Raw genomic sequence first — 18,764 nt, 5'->3', positions numbered from 1 at the left:
TCTTCCGTGCGGCCTCCCGGATTTCCGATTCCAACCCCGGGCTCGGACCGTCGATCTCGACGGATAAAACCTTCACCCTGTCGGATATCGAAACGGTCTTTGCGGAACCGGTGGACGACAAGTCCGCCCCTACCACAGGCCACCGGATTCTTTACCTCAAATCCGCTGCTTCCCCCGACCTCAGCTTCAGCAAGGCGAGGACACAGTCCCTCTGCTGGAGGATCAAAATGAAGCCCACGATCATGTAGGGAACGTCGATCAAGGCTCCTGCGACCGGATGGAGCCCGATCGTGCACAGGAGGACGCCTAGGACGCAGTAGGTCACGGAGAGACCGAACGACATGCGGGGAGCAGCGGCTCCAGCCCTTTCCAGGCAGCGGTTCGTATCGGTGGCCAGCCCGGCGTAGGCGTGGAACCACCAGTAAAAGCAGTAAAAGGGAATGAACCCGTAGCCAACCGCCTTGCCCGGGGTAACGCGAGCGCCGTGCCCCTGGAGAAGCAGCCACTGGCGGTACAGGAGGACGCACCAGAAGACCCCGGCCACGGCCATCGCCGGCAGCCATAGCAAAAGGAGGAGAATCTCTTCCTCGCCCGACACCAGCGGAAGGATGGCTCCAAGTGGCATGCTGATCCACCAGGTCACGGCCAAGATGGTGAAATGAAGCCTCACAGAACCCGCATTGAATCGTGCCTCGCGGATACCTGAGGAGGTCGCAGGGAGCTTGCCGGAACCTGCCATGGTCTGCGCCATCGTCCGGAACTCCGCCGCCGTCTGGTAGCGCCGCTCCGGTTCCTTCTCGAGGGCGCGTAGTACCATCTCGTCGATCTTCACGTCCACCTCGACCTTCCGCGACGGGGCGACGACGTCTTTCGCCGGCCGCTCGCCGGTCAGCATTTCGTAGAGCACCACGCCCAGAGCGTAGATGTCCGCCCGGCGGTCGACAGTTCCTTGCTCCTGCTCCGGCGCCATGTAGGGCGGTGTGCCCGATTTCTCACCCGTCGCCCCGACCAGCGAGGCGATCCCGAAGTCGGCGATCTTCACCCTTCCATCACGATCTAACAAAAGGTTCTCCGGCTTGATGTCGCGATGGACCACGCCCTTGCCGTGGGCATACTCCAAGGCCTCGCAGACCGGCGGCACGATGGCCAGTGCCTGCTCCGGAGCCATCTTGCCCTCGCGTAGCAGGTCGCGGAGGTTCACCCCATCGACGTACTCCATCACGATGTAGAACAGCCCGTCCGACTCCCCGTGATCGAACACCGTCACGATGTTCGGGTGGCTCATCCTCGCCAGCGTCTTGGCCTCCTTCTCGAAATGCTCCGCGAACCGCTCGTCGTGAATCCGCTCCGGGGCCAGCACCTTGATCGCCACCCAACGATCCAGCGACTTCTGCCGGGCTTTGTAGACGACACCCATGCCGCCGCGGCCAAGGCACTCGACCACCTCGAACTGGGGAAACCGCGCCGCGATCTCGTCCGGTGACGGCGGAACCTGTCCCGCCCCGCCCGTCCGGGTGTCCCTGGTTCCGGAGGCCATGGCCTGGGCCATCAGGCATGCGGGGCAGATCTCGTGCGTACCGCCCGCTGGCAACGGCTTTCCACATTCGAGGCAAATCGCTTGGTCGTTCATGTCATCCTTCCCTTGTCCCTTCCCCGCTTGCCGTTACGTGAAATCATCGGTCAACGCCTCGAACAGGGACCGCATCTCGTCGTCGATCATCGAGGGATCGGCCAAAGTGCCCGCAATCTCATCGCGCACCCGCTGCCGGTAGCGCTTGCGCAGCCGGTGCACGGCTACCCGGGCAGCGCCTTCGCTCATGCCGTGAACCGACGCCACGTCCGCGTAAGACAAGTCCCCCTGCCCCCTCCCGAGGAACCGCTTCCAGCGCTCGAAGCCCGGTTCGTCGCGGTCCAGATCGTCCAGCACCTTGTCGAGGAGTGCCGTGGCCCATTCCTTGTCGAACCAGCGGTCCGGACTGCGGTGCTCCTCCGCGTCCAGTCCCAGCCCTGTCTCGGCGTCGTGCCAGTCCAAGGACAAATGGACGGCGAATCCCCCGCGCTTCTGCCGGTGCTCACGCCGCCACTCGCTGGCCACGTAATTTTTCAGCGAGCCCAGCATGAAAGCCCGGAAGCGCCCGCGGTCACGATCGACCTTCCGCAGACCGTCGCCTTCCAGCAAATGCTCGAAAAAGCCTTGTACCAAGTCCTCCGCGTCCTCCGGACTCTTCCCCTGCCTCCTCGCGTAGCGATAAAGCGGCTTCCAGTAGGTCACGAACAAGCTTCCAAGCGCCTGCTTCGCACCGGCGTCCCCCGTTCGGGCCGCCTCCCCAACCAGGGTCCAGCGGGTGGTGAGGAAGAGGTCGGAGCGGTCTTCGGACATGTCGACACGCTCCCTACCATATTCCGGCCGTCGCGTTACGTCATTTCCCGGATTCCGCTTCAACCGGCGCCAAGCCCGCCCGGGCGCGCAGCCGGGACTCGATCTCGTCGACCTTTGGCCGGGGATCCGACGACTTCCGGTCTTTCCAATGCGCGTCACCGCCGACTTCCCAAACCTGGTAGCCGAAACGGATGCCATCGGCCGCCTCGCGCGTCCCCCCTGTTTCCCAATGGCTTTCCAACCTGGAGACCTCATGCTTTCCGGTCGCCGGGTCGCGGGATTCGATCTCATGGTCCGCGTTGAGTCCGAAACGCGGGACCGACGAGGTGATCAAAATCCCGTCTTCCGGAAACCTGAGGACCTGGTGTTTCCCCTGGATGGGAAGCTCCGGATAGCCCGGCTGCCCGAAGGCGACGACAAGCATTCCACCGTGGTCCCGTGGCACCTCCAGCCGGGGATAGAGGTTCTGACCGGAGTATTGGTGCAGCGAACCGATGGGACTGAGAAAGCCGACCGCGAAAACCAGCCAGCCGACGAGCCAAAGCCCGGAGACGACCGCCGTGAATTTCCCCAGCCGTGTCTTCCATGCCCGGATCCCACAAGCGACAGCTGCCGCCGCGACGAGGGCGCACGCCACCATGAGGAACGTCTCGTTGACGGCATCCCAAAGGGTGAATCCCGCCACCATACTCGTGACGAGCAGGCCCAAGCCCCATTTCCCTTTGTTTGCGGCCTTTGGCGTGCGTCCGCCTTCCGGAAAAACCCGCTGCAACAGAACCATCACCAGTAGCGCGATGAACGGGGAAACCAAGAGCCCTGCCGCGGCACCCGCCGCCAGGCACCAAGCGATCACGGGCGACACCGGCCGATCCGGGAGCATCGGTTCCTCGTGGATCAAGACGCTGACCTTGTCCCCGACCCGGGCGCGGTAGGCCTCCACGAACGCTTTCGCAATGTCGACGACATCCGTCCGGTCGCTGTAGCGGACTCTCACCTCGATCAAGGAGGTGCCCCGGATGTGAGTGACATTGATGTAGCGGCGCAAGGCCAGCTGCACCATTTCCGGGTGCATTCTCCAGCGTCTCGGCAATGCCAAGCGCTCCGCCACGTCGCTCAAGGTGGCGCCGGATTTCATGGCGGCGATCTGGGTCGCCACCGCCGGGTCGGACTTTGCAGGATCGAGAGGACGGATCTGAACGACCGATTTCGCCTCATATTTCTTCGGCTGGATCCCGTAGAAGACCGCCCCGCCGGCGATGCCGAGGAGAAGCCCGACCGGAATCAACACCAGCAGCACCCACCACCAGCGCCGGAACATCCCGCGCGACCGCGGCGGATCCTTGGTCGAAGAGCCCCCGGAACCGGAGCTTGCCGGTTGGATCGTTTCGACCACCGTGCGGAGCTCGCCGGCCGTCTGGTAACGCCGCTCCGGTTCCTTCTCCAGGGCGCGCAGCACCATCTCGTCGATCTTCACGTCGACCTCGACTTTCCGCGACGGGGCGACGACGTCCTTCGCCGGCCGTTCCCCGGTCAGCATCTCATAGAGCACCACACCCAGCGCGTAGATGTCGGTGCGACGATCAACCGCTCCGCTCTCCTGCTCCGGCGCCATGTACGGCGGCGTGCCCGACTTTTCCCCCGTCGCCCCGACCAGCGAGGCGATCCCGAAGTCCGCGATCTTCACCCTACCATCGCGATCTAACAAAAGGTTCTCCGGCTTGATGTCCCGATGGACCACTCCCTTGCCGTGGGCATACTCCAAGGCCTCGCAAACCGGCGGCACGATCGCCAGCGCCTGTTCCGGCGCCATCTTGCCCTCGCGCAGCAGGTCCCGGAGATTCACGCCGTCGATGTATTCCATCACGATGTAGTAGAGTCCGCCGGCATCGCCGAAATCGTGCACCGTGACAATGTTCGGGTGGCTCATCTGGGCCAGCGTCTTCGCCTCACGCTCGAACCGCGCCGCGAAATCCGCATCGCCTTGCCACTCGCCGGCCAGCACCTTGATCGCCACCACCCGGTCCAGCGCTTTCTGGCGTGCCTTGTAGACCACCCCCATGCCACCACGACCGAGGTATTCTAGGATCTCGAACTGAGGGAAGCGCTCGCGCATTTCCTCCGCCGAGAGCGTGGCCGCGCGGGGGGCCTCCTCGCCCTCCGGCATCGTCCGTGTGTCGAAATTCATCGCCATCAGGCAGCGTGGGCACAGGCCTCCCGCCGTTTCGTCGTTCATCGTCGCCCCGCAGCGCGTGCATGTCTTGGGTCCGCTCATGTCCGGTGATTCAGCAAGGGTCGCCGCTTGTTACATCAGCGCCGCCATCAGGGCTCGCATTTCCTCCTCGACCTCGGACTCATCGGCCACGGTACGCGCGACCTCCTCACGAATCACCGCGCGGTAGCGCTTGCGCAGGCGGTGAACTGAAACCCGGACCGCCCCCTCGCTCGAGCCGAGACGGCCCGCGAGTTCCCCATAGTCGATCTCCCCGCGTTCCGCGGTGAGGCAATGCTTGAGCTGCGCGAAGTCCCTGCCCGACTCCTCACCCAACCGTTGCATCGCGGCATCTAACAGAGCCAGCGCCCAACGCCGGTCGAACAAGGCGTCGGGGGAAAGATCACGCTCGTCGCCGGCCACCCGCTCCGCGAGTTCGGTGTCGAGACTCACCGGTTCCGCCGATCCCCCGCGTTTGGCGGCGTGATCGCGGCGCCACTCGTTGACCATGTAGCGCTTCAAGGCCGTGACCAAAAACGTCCGGAAGCGGCCTTTCTGCCGGTCGGCCAGGCCGAGGGTCCCCTTGCGCAGGATCATTTCGAAAAAGCCCTGGGTCAGGTCTTTCGCCGCCTCCTCATCATTCCCCGCCCGCCGCGCGACCGCATAGACCGGCTGCCAGTACTGGCGGCACAGCACCTCCAGCGAAGTTTCCGCCCCCGCCGCCGCGCCCACCACCAGCGACCAACGGGTCGTCAGGAACAAGGGTTGCCGATCTTCACTCGCCACTTCCCGGGTCATAATCACCGCTGGGATTCAGGAAAAGCCGGCAGTTGTTACCTGCCGCGACCCGGACACGCGCCGGTCTGGCCAAACCGCGAAGTTTTTCCGTAACCTCCGGCGCCCGATCCGTCAGGAATCCGTGTGAATCCGAAATCCTGCCCCACCTGCCAAGCGCCCATCCCGCCCGACGCCCCCGGCGGCTTCTGCCCGGCCTGCCTGCTGCGCGGCGCCGACGAGCCTGTGCCGGCCGGCAAGACGGCGCCTCCGCTGGACGAGATCGCCGCCGCCTTCCCTCAATGGGAGATCGTCCGCCTGATCGGACAAGGCGGCATGGGCTTCGTCTATCAGGTCCGCCAACCGGCCCTCGACCGCACGGTCGCGCTGAAGATCCTGGCACCGGAGCTCGGCCGCGACCCGGCATTCGCGGAGCGCTTCGCCCGCGAGGCGCGGACCCTGGGAAAGCTCAACCACCCGAACATCGTCGCCGTCCACGAGCACGGCGAAAGCGGCGGCTTCTTTTACCTGGTGATGGAATACGTCGACGGCGTGAACCTCCACCAGGCGATGCGCGCCGGCCGCTTCACGCCGGAACAGGCGCTGGCGATCGTCCCGCCGCTTTGCGACGCGCTGCAGGCCGCCCACGCGCAGGGGATCTGGCACCGCGACATCAAGCCGGAAAACATCCTGCTCGACCGCGAGGGCAAGGTGAAGATCGCCGACTTCGGGATCGCCCGCCTGGTCGGCGATCCGCAGCGCGACTTCACCCTGACCTTGACCGGCGGCGTTCTCGGCAGTGCCGCCTACATGGCGCCCGAGCAACACGAGAAGCCGCACGATGTCGACCATCGCGCCGACCTCTACAGCCTCGGCGTGGTCATCTACGAAATGCTCACCGGCGAGTTGCCGCTCGGTCGTTTTCCCGCTCCCAGCCAGCGCGCCGCGGTCAACGCTCGGATCGATGAGATCGTGCTGCGGACTCTGGAAAAAGAGCGCGAACTGCGGCAGCAAAGCGCTGCGGAGGTGAAGACGGAGGTCGAGAATGCCTCCACGACAAGTCCCCGGAAGTCCCGAACCCCGCAACCGGAGGCCATGGGTTACGGCAAGCTCGCCTTCGGTCTGTTCCTCGCCAGCATCCTCGGCACCCTGGTCCTGCTGGCGTTGTCGCACCGCGACGAGATTGCACTGGTCTTCGGCGGCGTGGCCATGCTGTTGGCCTTCATTTTCGGCATCATGGGCCGGAGCAGCCGCTTCGGCAGGTTCGTGGTGGTGGCCTTGGGCCTCTTGCTGGGCACGTTGATCGTTTTCACGGGGATTGCCTTTTTCTCCTACCTTCCCGCCCGCGAGAAGGCCTTGCTTGAACGGGAGAAAGCGGAAGCCATTGCCAGGCTCGAGCAAACGCGCGCCGAGAATGCGAAACAGGGTCCCGAGGAGGTCATGGAAAAAGCACTCGAGGCCGCGAAAGCCGGCGATCTTGACGCGCTCCGTGAACTTTGTTCGGAAGCCATGCGGGAAGTCATTGACGGGGATGAAAACACGGAGGCTGACCTCAATGACCTCGCCTCCATGGAGATCGTGGGCGTGCGCTGGATCAGGGGCGATCAGGCGAAGATCGATTTGAAGTGGCGCAGGCCCGATGGCAGCGAAAGCGATATCGACGTGGATCTCGTCCGGGAGAACGGAGACTGGAAACTGGAGCCGGAAGAGAGGGCACCAGCCCATCCGGAGCCCGGTCTCCCAGATGAAATCGGCCCCGAGTGGAGGGTCGTCGAGGGCGGTCGGGAGGGAGAAAAAGAGCGGGTCACCACACTTCGGGGACCGCTGGGAAGCAAAGCGACAAAGGGCGGCCAATACTATGCGCTCACCATTCACATCGCCGGACACCCCATTCTCATTGTCATCGCGAACTCACTCGATGGCCTCCATCTCGGAACCAGCTCCGACCGCGTCCAAGGCCAAATCGGCTTGAGAAACTTCCACCTCACCGAGGCGAACCGGGCGACCCTCGACCAGGATACATACGACCTCACGCGGGGCCGCGTCTTTCTCCAAGGTTCGGACGGTACGTTCCGCCAGATTTCCGGGAGACCGGATCGAATCCTGTCGGGGGAAGACCTCAAGCTGTTTGTCGAAGATCTCCCCGCCGAATGACGACTCCCCCGCATTTCAACCCCACCCGCTGGACCCTGGTTCTCCGCGCGCGAGGCGAGGACGGAGAGGCGAAAGCGGCGCTCTCCGACCTCTGCTCGATCTACTATGCACCGGTGGTTTCCTTCTTGCGGCGCGAAGGCCGCGGTGAGGATGAGGCGCGGGAGTCGGCCCACGGCTTCTTCGAAAGCGTCCTCGCGGGTGGTCTAGGTGCGCCGGAGCCGGGGCGCGGCAGGTTCCGCAGCTACCTGCTGGGGGCGCTGAAGCACCATCTGATAAACCAGCGCGCCGCGTCCGTCGCCGGTAAGCGCGGTGGCGGCGCGGAGCATTTGGAACTGGATGACAGGTCCGCCATTTCGATGGACGACCGGCTCGCCTTCGACCGCGAGTGGGCGCTGGCGGTGATCGCGCGGTCGCTCGCCACGCTGGAGGCCGAACAGGCGGACAAACCGGAGCGATTTCTCACGCTCAAGCCTTGGCTAGGCTCCGGGGAAGCGGGCTCCCAGGCCGATGCAGCTCGCGCCCTGGGATTGTCTGAAACCGCGGTCAAGGTCGCGATCCACCGGCTGCGCGCCCGATTCCGGGAGATCATCCGTACTGAAATTGCCGCCACCGTGGACGACCCGGCCGAGGCCGCCGACGAGCTTCGGCACCTGATCGCGATCGCCAGCGCGGGCTGATCGCGCCCGCGACGCCCCGTGTCACCGGGTCGAACCCCCGTTTGACACAATCCGGATGCCCCCTATTTTGCCAAAACTTCGATGGGCCATCCAACCGACCTCGACCCCGTTTTCCGTTCGCACGCTCCAGGATACTGGCCCGCCGAGGCCATGGCCGACTGGCACGATGCGACCTGGCAGCTCAAGAACCGCGTGTCCTCGCTGGCCGCGCTGGAGGAGCGGATCAAACTGACCGACGAGGAGCGCGCCGGCGTCCTGCTGGCCGGCAATAAGCTGGCCATGTCGATCACACCGCACTTTTTCAACCTGATCGACCCCGATGATCCGGATTGCCCGATCCGCCGCCAGGTGATCCCGCGGATGGAGGAAGGCTGGGACGCGCCCGAGGAAATGGCCGATCCTTGTGGAGAGGATTCCCACATGCCCGTCCCCGGCCTGGTCCACCGCTATCCCGACCGCGTGCTGTTCCTGGTGACCGACCGCTGTGCGTCCTACTGCCGTTACTGCACCCGCTCGCGGGTCGTGTCCGGGGTCGGCGACCAACATCTGGAGACCCACTGGGAGGCGGCCTTCAAATACCTCGAAGAGCACCCGGAGGTCCGGGACGTGCTGCTTTCCGGCGGCGATCCCTTGCTATTCTCCGACGCCAAGCTGGAAAAGATCCTCAGCCGCCTGCACGCCATCCCGCACATTCAGTTCGTGCGGATCGGCTCCCGCATCCCGGTGTTCCTGCCCCAGCGGATCACCCCGGAGCTGTGCACGATGCTGAAAAAGTATCACCCGCTGTTCATTTCCATCCACACCAACCATCCGCGCGAGCTCACCCTGGAAGTTCGCGAGGCCCTTGGCCGGCTTGCCGACGCCGGCGTCCCGCTTGGTAACCAGAGCGTCCTGCTGAAGGGCATCAACGACTCGGTGGAGATCCAGAAAGCGTTGGTGCAGAAGCTCCTGATGTGCCGGGTGAGGCCTTATTATCTCTACCAGTGCGACCTGATCCGCGGCTCCGCCCACCTCCGGACTTCGGTGTCCAAGGGGCTGGAGATCATCGAGGGCCTGCGCGGTCACACCACGGGCTATGCGATCCCGCAGTTCGTGATCGATGGTCCCGGCGGCGGCGGCAAGATCCCGCTCAATCCGAATTATGTGGTCCACCGCGACCATGAGAAAACGGTGCTGCGGAACTACGAGGGCGAGATCTTCGAATACCCCGAGCCGACTCCCATCCCGTCGCTCGAACTGGAGCGGCTGCGCGACCGCGCCGGGGCAGGGTGTGGACTTTCCTGAACGCCATCATGTGGAACGACCGATTTCTCGACCTGTTCGACCGTTGTGTGAAGCGCTACCGGGCCGGCGACGTGGACTACAACGGCTACTACAACGCCAGCGACGCGGAGCTTCTGCACGAGATCGGCTACCAGCCGCGGGAGTTCTTCGATTTCGTCGAGGACTACTGTGAGGAAGGAGCGCCCTCCATCTCGACGGCGCTCCTGGTGGCCGCAGTGCGACGGGACTACTTCCTGGTGGAAATGGCCGGCAAGCCGGGCGAGCGGCGAATCACCGCCAGCGATCTCCCCACCTTCGGCGACGAGCTGGACGGCGTGGCCTACCTGCCGCGCATTCTCGCCAAGGCACGGGCAAAACTGCGCGGCGAGCTCGATCCCGACGTGATGTTCGGCTGCGGCGGCGACCGTCATTTCCTCGCCCGGCACGGCGACATTCATCCGGCCGACTTCCTCCGCCAGGTCTGGGCGGCCCGCGAGGACGACGCCCGGGTCCTAGCGTGGATCCGCGCCTGAATCGGGTCAATTGACCGGCCGGCTCAGGCCCGGGGGTGGCGCGTCAGATTGACACGGAATTTCAGACAGCCGGATTGCCGCGCCGCGCTTCCACCCGAACTTGCGCGGTTTCGCGTTTGCCGTTGCGCGGATGCGTGACCAATCTTTTCACAAGCCACACATGACGACCGAAGAATTGCAGGACCGGATCGCCGCCACCAGCGGCTGGATCGCCGCCGTGAAGCAGGAGATGGGAAGGGTGCTGGTCGGCCAGGACGAGTTGGTCGACCGCCTGATCGTGGGACTGATTTGCAACGGCCACATCCTGCTCGAGGGCGTTCCCGGCCTCGCGAAAACCCTGGCGGTCAAGGCGCTGTCGGGCTCCCTCGATGCCAGCTTCGCGCGCTTCCAGTTCACGCCCGACCTGCTGCCCGCCGACCTGCTCGGCACCATGGTTTACAACCCGCAGGAGGCGAAGTTCTCCCCCAAGCTCGGGCCGATCTTCAACAACCTGATCCTGGCCGACGAAATCAACCGTTCCCCTGCCAAGGTGCAGTCCGCCTTGCTGGAGGCAATGCAGGAAAAGCAGGTCACGCTGGCCGACAAGACCTACCGCCTGCCGGAACCGTTCCTGGTCCTCGCGACCCAGAACCCGATCGACCAGGAGGGCACCTACCAGCTGCCGGAAGCCCAGCTCGACCGCTTCCTGCTCAAGGTCAGCGTCGGCTATCCCTCGAAATCCGAGGAGCTCGAGGTGCTCGACCGCATGGCAACCTCGGCGCCAACCTACCAGACCAAGACCGTCGCGACCCCTGCCCAGGTCGCCGAGTCGCGCGCCCACGTCAATGACATCTACATCGACCCGGCGGTGCGCGAGTACATCGTCGACCTGATCCGTGCGACCCGCATGCCGGCGAAGATCGACGGCGGCCTCAAGCACCTCATCCGCGCCGGCGCTTCGCCCCGCGGCACGATCAACCTCGCCCTCACCGCCCGAGCCCGCGCCTTTTCGGCAGGACGGGCCTACGTGACCCCCCAGGACGTCAAGGACATGGCCCACGACGTCCTCCGCCACCGCATCCTGCTCAGCTACGAGGCCGAGGCGGAGGAAGTGAGCACCGACCAGATCATCGACCGCATCCTCTCGAAGGTTCCGGTGCCCTGATGCGCTCCCACAGGCGGATATGACGCACGACGAGCACATCGAGGAAGTCATGGCCCGGGTCCGCAAGCTCGAGCTGAAGGCGCGGCGGCTGGTGAAGGAAACCTTCGCCGGCGAATACCAGTCGTCGTTCCGCGGCCAAGGCCTCGACTTCGACGACTTCCGCGAATACCAGCACGGCGACGAGATCCGCTTCATCGATTGGAATGTCACCGCCCGCATGGGCTCGCCGTTCATCCGCAAATTCCGCGAGGAACGCGAACTGGCGGTGATCCTCGCGGTCGACGTCTCGGGTTCCTCCGAGTTCGGCAGCATTCATTTCAGCAAGCGCGAGGCCGCCGCGGAAGCCGCCGCCATCCTCGGTTTCAGCGCCGCCGGCAACGGCGACAAGGTCGGCCTGCTGCTCTTCGCCAAGGAGGCCTTCTTCTACGTCCCGCCCGCCAAGGGCACCCGCCACGTCCTGCGGATCGTGCGCGAAATCCTGATGGCCGAGCCGAAGGAAGCCGGCACCTCGATCGCCGCCGCCTGCGATTTCCTGATCCGCACGCTGCGGCGCAAGGCCTTCGTTTTCATGATTTCGGACTTCTTCGACGATCCGATCGACAAGCCGCTTGGCAAGCTGGCCCGCAAGCACGAGACGATCGCGCTGCAGGTCTCGGATCCGATGGAGATGTCGTTGCCGAAGGCCGGCCGGGTCGTCCTGACCGACCCCGAGACCGGCTGGGAAGCGATGGTCAACACCAACAACGCCAACCTGCGGATGGGCTACGAAAAGCTGATGCGCCGCCAGGCGGAAGGCGTCCGCTCGATCTGCAAGAAGAACGGGATCGATCTGGCCCAGATCTCGACCGACCGCGATCGCCTCGGCGACCTCCACCGGTTGTTGAAGAAACGCGCCCGCAAACGCACCCGTTAGATCGACGATGGACAAGAACGCCGACGACACGCTGGTACTGCGGGACCTGGTTCCCGCGGAACCGCTGTTGCCCGATCCGGCGCTGCCGGCGTGGGCGTGGATCGCCATCGCCCTGGTCGCGCTCGGACTCGTCGGCCTGGTGATCGTCCTGGCTCGGAAACAGCGGAAGTCACCGGCCGAAAATGCCCGGGCGGCGGTCGAGGAGGCCTACCGCCAGGCCTGCTCGGAACTGAATTCGACGCCAAGCGGCAGCATTCAGGAAATCGCCACCCGGGTGTCGGTGATCCTGCGGCGCTACCTCGCCACCGCGGCGAAAGACCCGGCTTTGTTCGAGACCCACGAGGAGTTCATCGCCCGCCACGCGGCTCTTTCCGGCTACCCGGAGGACCTGAGGGCGACGACCGCCGAAGGCTTCTCCCACCTCGCCCGCCTCAAGTACGGCCGCGACGCCACCGGCTCCCCCGACGTCCTGTTGACCGGAGCCCGCCAACTGCTCGACCGACTTCACCAGCATCAGCCTGCATGAGGGACTTCCTGGAACATTTCCGCTTCGCCCAGCCGCAGTGGCTGCTGCTGCTGATCCCCTGCCTGTTGCTCCTGGTCTTGCGCCGCGGCCGTGGGGCGGAAGCGGCCATGACGTTTTCGACCCTGTCGGTGCTGGTCAGCCTCGGCGCCAAGGTGCGCCGCACCGCCTTCTCGATCGGCATGCCGCTGGCCATCCTCGCGCTGGTGCCCGCCATCCTGGCAATGGCCCGCCCGGTCTGGCGCAACGAGTACCAATCCCGCACCGCCAGCGGGATCGACATCGTGGTGGCCCTCGATGTCTCGCTCTCGATGGGCATCGATGACTTCAAGACGCCGGAGCGGCGCCCGCTGCCGCGCATCGACGCGGCCAAGGCGGTGGTCCACAACTTCATCGAGCGCCGCCCGGACGACCGCATCGGCCTGGTGATCTACTCGGGCCGGCCGTATTCGATCAGCCCGATCACCCTCGACCACGACTGGCTGTTGCAAGGACTCGCCAAGGTGAACCTGAACATCCTCAAGGAAATGGGCACCGCGATCGGCTCGGCGATCGCCGCCAGCTCGAGCCGGCTCGACTCGCGCGATGCCAAGAGCAAGATCATCGTGCTGATCACCGACGGCGCCTCGAATTCCGGCAAGCTTTCGCCGATCGAAGCCGCCGAGAACGCCAAGCTTCTCGGCATCAAGATCTACACTGTCGCCATCGGCACCGAGGAAGGCCGGGTCCAGCAGTCCATCCAGAATTTCCCCCGCCAGGAGTTCGACCTGCCGACGCTGAGGAAGATCGCGGCCCTGACCGGCGGCGAGCACTATTGGGCGCAGAACGTCGCCTCCCTGGAAAAGACCTTCGACACCATCAACAGCCTCGAGAAATCCGAGACCATCTCGCGCACGGTGATCGAGGACAATGAGTTGTTTCCCTGGTTTATCGTGGCATCGGTGGTGATGGCCTTGGCCACCGCCTTCGTCCTCGCCCTCAATCCGCCACCCGCCCCATGACCCTCGCCCATCCCGCCTGGCTGCTGCTGTTGCTGCTGTTGCCGCTCTTCGTGACCGGCGCGGTGCTGACGGCGCGCCTGCGTCGCAAGCAGTGGGCGGCGTTCTCCGCCGGGCGCTTGCGGCCGAAATTGTTGCGCCGCGGCAGCCCCCTGCCCCGGTGGTTGGCCTTCGGCTTTTTGATGATCTCCGTCGCCCTCCTCGCGGTCGGCCTGGCCCGGCCGCAGACCACCCGCGGCACCGAGACCGAAACCAGCCGCGGCCGCAATGTGATGCTGGCGCTGGACCTTTCCCGCAGCATGATGGTCGAGGACCTGAAGCCGGACCGTCTGACCCAGGCCAAGACCCTGTGCTACGAGCTCATCGAAGCACTGCCCAACGACCGCATCGGGGTGATCGGGTTCGCCGGCGAGGCCTATCCCATCGCGCCCCTCACCATCGACCATGCCGCGGTGCGGGAAACCATTTCCCAGCTCGACATGAATTTCATCCCGGTCGGCGGCTCGAACCTCGAAGGGGCGCTGGAAATGGCGATCGAGAAACTCAAGGAAACCGGCCAGAAGGAGAATGCGTTGATCCTGCTGACCGATGGCGACGAGACCACCGGCAAGATGCTCGAGCTGGCGGCCGAGGCGAAGAGTTCCGGGGTCTATGTCTTCACCATCGGCTTTGGCACCGAGCTCGGCGACTTCGTGCCCGACAAGGATTTCCCCGACGGCCACCACCGCGACCGCTCGGGCAACGTGGTCCGCAGCGTGCTTGAGACCCAAGCGCTGAAACGATTGTCCCAGGAAACCGGCGGCCGCTTCGCCGTGGCGACTTCCGCGGCGAACATCCCCGACATGGTCACCCTGGCGATCTCCGATCTCGATCAGTTCGAAATCGAAGGCCGCGAGCGCTTCGTCCCGGTCGAATACTACCAGTGGTTCGTGCTGCCCGGGATCCTGTTCCTGATCGCCTCGGTGGTCGCCGGCACACGTTGGCGCGGCCTCGGCCCGGTCGGTGCCGCGGCCGCCCTGCTGGCTCTCGCCCCTCCGCCCTTGCGCGCCGGACTGGAAGCGGACGCCCGCCGCGCCCTTGCCGACAAGCAACCGGCCGAAGCGGCGATCCTCTTCGACCGCCTGGCCAACGAGGAAGGCAACCCCGACAAGGCCGCCCGCTACCGGCTGGCCCAGGCGAATTCCGCTTACTCGAGTGGCGATCTGGACGGTGCCCGCCACGCCTTCAGCGAAGCCCTTCGTTCCGATGACCCGCAGGTCCGGGCCGCGGCCCATCACGGCTTGGGCACGCTGCTTTTCAACCATGGCTGGGCACAGCTCGCGAAAGGGGCGGTTTATCCGGAAATCGCAGCCCCCGCCGAAAAGGACCCCAACGACCCGTTCAGCCGGATCTCCGACGCTTTGCTCGGCATGCCGAAAGAGGACACGGAGGGTGCGGAGGCCACGGATCCGATGGCGGCCTTCGACGGCATGGTCCGCGAGTCGCTGGCCGAATGGATGCAGGGCGAAGCCGCGGAGAACGGCGAGAGTGATGGATTCCGTCGCTTCGGCAATGTCTTGAGCGACTGGATCGATGGCGTGAAGCACTTCGACACCGCCGTCCACTACGACCCCTCGCTTCAGGACGCGGCCCACAACCGCGAATTGACCGTCAAGTATCTCAAGAAGCTCAAGGAGATCCTCGAGGAGGTGAACGAAAACGCCGAAAACATGCAGCAGGTCCCGCAGCCGGGCCCCGAAGAAGGCGAAGAGCCCCAACCGGAAGGTGACGGCGAGGGCGACGAGAAAGGCGACGGCGAGGGCAACGACGGCCCGAAGAAAAAGGGCAACAACGGCGACGAGGAAAAGGACGACGGGAAGGGCGGCGACCGCCCCGACGACAAGCCGGAGGAGTCCGACAAGGACGGCGGCAACAAGCCGAAACCCGGGGAAACCCCGGAAGACACCGCCCGTCGAATCTTGCGCGAGAACGCCGATTTCGAAAAGGGAGCCCTCACCCCGGGGCGCCTTCACTACAGACAACCGGAAAAGGACTGGTAACTTCCACTCACCCAACGTGACCCGAATCCTTCATTCACTTCTCCCGATTTTCCTGCTGATCGCGACCGCCGGCTTGGCCCCCGCGTCGTCGATGGTGGAAGCTTCCATGAGCAGCCGCTTCCTCCTTCGCGGGGAACAGGGTACGCTCGAAATCATCCTGCGCGGCGAGGATGCCCGCCTCGGGCTGGAAGCGATGCCGGAGATCGAGCAGGTCAAAAACCTCTCGATCCGCCCGCTCGGGCTCAACCTCCAGCGACGCCAGGGTGTCAACCGCCGCTTTGAATACTTCATCCCCTTCATCGTCTCGAGCTACGATGCCGGCGACTACGTGATCCCGCCGATCGAAGTCGTGATCTCGGGCAAAACCCACCGCACCTCCCCGATCGAGTTCCGGGTGCTCGACGAAATGAAGCTGCAGTGGTCCGACGCAATCATCGGCAACCGCAGGATCCGCTACTCGGCCTCCTTTTACGCCCTCAAGAACGACCCCTACATCGGCGAAAAGCAGCCGGTGGAACTCAAGGTCTATTTCCCCAGCGATCAGATCGTCCTCGACTGGGGGATCCCGGAATTCGAGCGCGACGGCATCTCGGCCTGGCGCTTCCAGCCGCAGCCGCGCCTGAGCCGGGTGACCCTGGCCAACCGCGGATATTTTTCAGTCCCCTACCCGAGCACGGTGTCCACCAACCGGATCGGCAAGACCTCGCTCGGCCCGGCCAACCTGAGGCTGCAGCTGCAGTTTTCGTCGCTGGACGACTTCAGCCGCGGCTACGCCCAGCCGCTGACCCTCGCCATTCCAGCCTTCGAATTCGATTCCAAGCCCTTGCCGGAAGGCGCACCGGCGGGATTTGAGAATGCGATCGGTTCGTTCAAGCTCGGCATCACCGCCGGCGAGACCGAGGTCCGCGAGGGCGACCCCGTCAACCTGGAGATCACCGTCACCGGCAGCGGGAACCTGGATGCCCTGAACGCCCCCACCCCGCTCGATTCCGACGGCTGGAAACTTTACGACGCCACGGCGGTCGAGCGAGGCGAGGAGCGGCGGGAACTCTCCGGTGAAGTCGTTTTCCGCCAGTTCATGCGGCCGTTGCGGGTCCAATCGTCGATTCCCCCGTTCCGCCTGGTCTACTTCGACCCGGCGAAGGGCGCCTACGACACCCTGCTCACGGAGTCGATTCCGCTGCGTGTCCTGCCTTCCACCGCGCCGAGCGCGATCTCGGCGCCGCCCAAGGCGCTGGCCATGCCATTGGAAGAAATGACCGACATCCTCGGCATCGTGAATCCATCCGCCGGCCTGCTGCCCGCCGGCAAGCGCCTGCCGGCCTGGCTCTGGCAGATCGTTCCCGCGCTGATCGTGATCGGCCTGCTGGTCCGCATCGCAATCCGGGAGCTCGCGCCCCGCCTGCGCAAGGATCCCGATCTCGCCGCCCGTGAGCGGGAATGGCGGGAAGTCGAGAAGGCTCCGAACACGGCCGGCGATTTCTACCGCAGGGCCGGCTATTTCATCGAGCGCTGGTTGGGCGATCGCAACGACCCGCTGATCACCGAGGTCCTCGAGAAGCGCGACCAGGTCTGCTTCCGCCAGGACCGGTCGGACGAGAAGATCGACCGCGCCGAACGCAACCGCGTGCTGCGCCAGATCCGCCGGCTTGCGCTGCCGATGGTGCTGTTGTTCGCATCGCTTGCCGCACCGCGGGCCCAGGCGGCCGAAAATCCGGGCGAACTCTTCGAACAGGGCCTCTACTCCGAGGCAGCGGAGGCCTGGCTTGCCAGCGGGCCCTACGAGCAGCTCCCCGCCGACACCCTCTTCAACATCGGCAATGCGGCCTATCGCATGGGCTCTCCCGGCGAAGCCGCCCTCTATTACCGGCGGGCCCTGGAGCGCAACCCCGCCCACCCGGAAGCACGCCAGAACCTGCGCTTCCTTGAACGGAAGTTCGGCTCGATCACGATCCAGCGGCCGGACTACCAGTATCAACTGGCCCGCTTGCCGCTCGGCACCTGGAAGAGCCTGGTGTGGGCGGCGGGCTGGATGATCGTGATCGGCCTGCTGGTTTTCCCGGCCACCCGCCCCGGTGCCCCGGCCCGCGTCGCCGCGATCAGCGGCTTCGTGGTGGCTCCCCTGCTGGCTGTCTGCGGGCTGTTGGCGTGGAAGTATTATCCGGATGACGCCCGCTTTGCCCCGACCGACCGCCAGGTCGTCATCGTGGCCAACAATTCGGCCGTCCGCACCGATGCCGCCCGCACGGCACCGAAGGTCATCGATGCTCCCGCCGGCTCGATCTGCCAGTTGATCACCCAATCGGGCGACTGGGCCTACGTTGCCTTCACCAATGAAAGCCGCGGCTGGGTACCGCTCGTTGACATCGCGCCGATCCTGCCCGAAACCCCTCCCACCGCACCGCATCCGCGGCCGGGCAAAGGTCCGGAGACCAATGCCTGAAAACTGAATTTCTTACCAACCCTACAGACAACGCATGAAACGCCGATTGATTCTAGCCCTCGCCCTGTTCGCGCCGTTCGCATTCGCCCAGGAGGAGAAGAAGGAAGATGCCAAGCCCGCCGAACCGGCCGCCAAGGCCGAGGTCAAGGACATCAAGATCAAGATGGTCACCACCAAGGGCGACATCGAAGCGACGATCTTCGCCTCCAAGGTGCCGATGACCGCCGCCAATTTCCTCAACCTCGCCAAGCGCGGCTACTACGACGGCATCGCCTTCCACCGCGTGATCGAGAACTTCATGATCCAGGGCGGTGACCCGACCGAATCCGGCCGCGGCGGCCCGGGTTACCGTTTCGCCGACGAGTTCGACCCGTCCCTCAAGCACACCAAGCCCGGCATCTTCTCGATGGCCAACGCCGGTCCCGGCACCAACGGCTCGCAGTTCTTCATCACCATGGCGCCCACCCCCTTCCTCGACAACCGCCACTCGGTCTTCGGCGAAGTCACCAAGGGCCAGGACGTCGTGAACAAGATCCTCGGCAAGGTGAACACCGGCGAACCCGGCGGCAAGGTCGACCCGGACGGCAAGGGCGACAAGATCACCAAGATTGAGATCCTCGATTCCACCGACGCGCTCTTCGCGGCCCAGAAGGACAATCTGGACAAGTGGAACGCCACCCTCGACGCCAAAAAGAACTAAGCCCGGGCGGTCGA

Annotated in this window: 15 protein-coding genes; 11 read left to right on the top strand and 4 right to left on the bottom strand. The window is 65.0% G+C overall.

Going from position 1 to position 18,764, the window contains the following annotated elements; all coding sequences use genetic code 11:
• Positions 1 to 151: 151 nt before the first annotated feature.
• The 4 genes from IG178_RS13575 to IG178_RS13560 all read right to left on the bottom strand — a co-directional run bounded on the left by IG178_RS13575 (position 152) and on the right by IG178_RS13560 (position 5,351).
• Positions 152 to 1,537, bottom strand: coding sequence for a serine/threonine-protein kinase (locus IG178_RS13575; RefSeq protein WP_193213100.1), 1,386 nt, complete (start codon positions 1,535 to 1,537; stop codon positions 152 to 154).
• A 126-nt stretch (positions 1,538 to 1,663) separates the two neighbouring features.
• Entirely contained in the window at positions 1,664 to 2,380 is a 717-nt protein-coding gene (locus IG178_RS13570; RefSeq protein WP_193213099.1) for an RNA polymerase sigma factor, read from the bottom strand.
• 40 nt (positions 2,381 to 2,420) lie between these two features.
• The gene (locus tag IG178_RS13565) at positions 2,421 to 4,652 is read right to left on the bottom strand and encodes a serine/threonine-protein kinase (protein ID WP_193213098.1); all 2,232 of its coding nucleotides are present in this window, start codon (positions 4,650 to 4,652) and stop codon (positions 2,421 to 2,423) included.
• A gap of 30 nt (positions 4,653 to 4,682) precedes the next feature.
• Positions 4,683 to 5,351, bottom strand: coding sequence for an RNA polymerase sigma factor (locus IG178_RS13560; RefSeq protein ID WP_226895421.1), 669 nt, complete (start codon positions 5,349 to 5,351; stop codon positions 4,683 to 4,685).
• 159 nt (positions 5,352 to 5,510) lie between these two features.
• Here IG178_RS13560 and IG178_RS13555 point away from each other — a divergent pair, with 159 nt between their 5' ends.
• The 11 genes from IG178_RS13555 to IG178_RS13505 all read left to right on the top strand — a co-directional run bounded on the left by IG178_RS13555 (position 5,511) and on the right by IG178_RS13505 (position 18,750).
• Complete coding sequence (locus tag IG178_RS13555) at positions 5,511 to 7,517, top strand: protein kinase domain-containing protein (protein WP_193213096.1); 2,007 nt, start codon at positions 5,511 to 5,513, stop codon at positions 7,515 to 7,517.
• Positions 7,514 to 8,194, top strand: coding sequence for an RNA polymerase sigma factor (locus IG178_RS13550; protein WP_193213095.1), 681 nt, complete (start codon positions 7,514 to 7,516; stop codon positions 8,192 to 8,194). The genes IG178_RS13555 and IG178_RS13550 overlap by 4 nt, the downstream gene beginning before the upstream one ends.
• Positions 8,195 to 8,275: 81 nt before the next feature.
• Positions 8,276 to 9,478 carry a KamA family radical SAM protein gene (locus IG178_RS13545; protein WP_193213094.1) on the top strand — a complete coding sequence of 401 codons (1,203 nt, stop codon included), beginning with the start codon at positions 8,276 to 8,278 and terminating at the stop codon, positions 9,476 to 9,478.
• 8 nt (positions 9,479 to 9,486) lie between these two features.
• Complete coding sequence (locus tag IG178_RS13540) at positions 9,487 to 9,990, top strand: DUF5069 domain-containing protein (RefSeq protein WP_226895420.1); 504 nt, start codon at positions 9,487 to 9,489, stop codon at positions 9,988 to 9,990.
• 160 nt (positions 9,991 to 10,150) lie between these two features.
• A complete protein-coding gene (locus IG178_RS13535; RefSeq protein ID WP_193213093.1) occupies positions 10,151 to 11,134 on the top strand; it encodes an AAA family ATPase in 984 nt (327 codons plus the stop codon).
• 19 nt (positions 11,135 to 11,153) lie between these two features.
• Positions 11,154 to 12,047, top strand: a complete 894-nt coding sequence (locus tag IG178_RS13530; protein ID WP_193213092.1) for a DUF58 domain-containing protein — start codon at positions 11,154 to 11,156, stop codon at positions 12,045 to 12,047.
• Positions 12,048 to 12,054: 7 nt separating this feature from the next.
• Complete coding sequence (locus IG178_RS13525; RefSeq protein WP_193213091.1) at positions 12,055 to 12,573, top strand: DUF4381 family protein; 519 nt, start codon at positions 12,055 to 12,057, stop codon at positions 12,571 to 12,573.
• Entirely contained in the window at positions 12,570 to 13,571 is a 1,002-nt protein-coding gene (locus tag IG178_RS13520; RefSeq protein WP_193213090.1) for a VWA domain-containing protein, read from the top strand. Before IG178_RS13525 ends, IG178_RS13520 begins: the two co-directional genes overlap by 4 nt.
• Entirely contained in the window at positions 13,568 to 15,607 is a 2,040-nt protein-coding gene (locus IG178_RS13515) for a VWA domain-containing protein (RefSeq protein ID WP_193213089.1), read from the top strand. Before IG178_RS13520 ends, IG178_RS13515 begins: the two co-directional genes overlap by 4 nt.
• A 16-nt stretch (positions 15,608 to 15,623) precedes the next feature.
• A complete protein-coding gene (locus IG178_RS26205) occupies positions 15,624 to 18,050 on the top strand; it encodes a tetratricopeptide repeat protein (protein ID WP_193213088.1) in 2,427 nt (808 codons plus the stop codon).
• Positions 18,051 to 18,213: 163 nt separating this feature from the next.
• On the top strand, positions 18,214 to 18,750 hold the full coding sequence (locus IG178_RS13505) for a peptidylprolyl isomerase (protein WP_226895425.1): 537 nt from the start codon (positions 18,214 to 18,216) through the stop codon (positions 18,748 to 18,750).
• Positions 18,751 to 18,764 lie beyond the last annotated feature (14 nt).

This window comes from Neoluteolibacter marinus (genome assembly GCF_014904755.1).
GTDB classification, from domain to species: Bacteria; Verrucomicrobiota; Verrucomicrobiia; order Verrucomicrobiales; family Akkermansiaceae; genus Haloferula; species Haloferula marina.
Note: the sequence above shows the minus strand (reverse complement) of the source record. Positions and strands in the feature narration are given on the sequence as shown.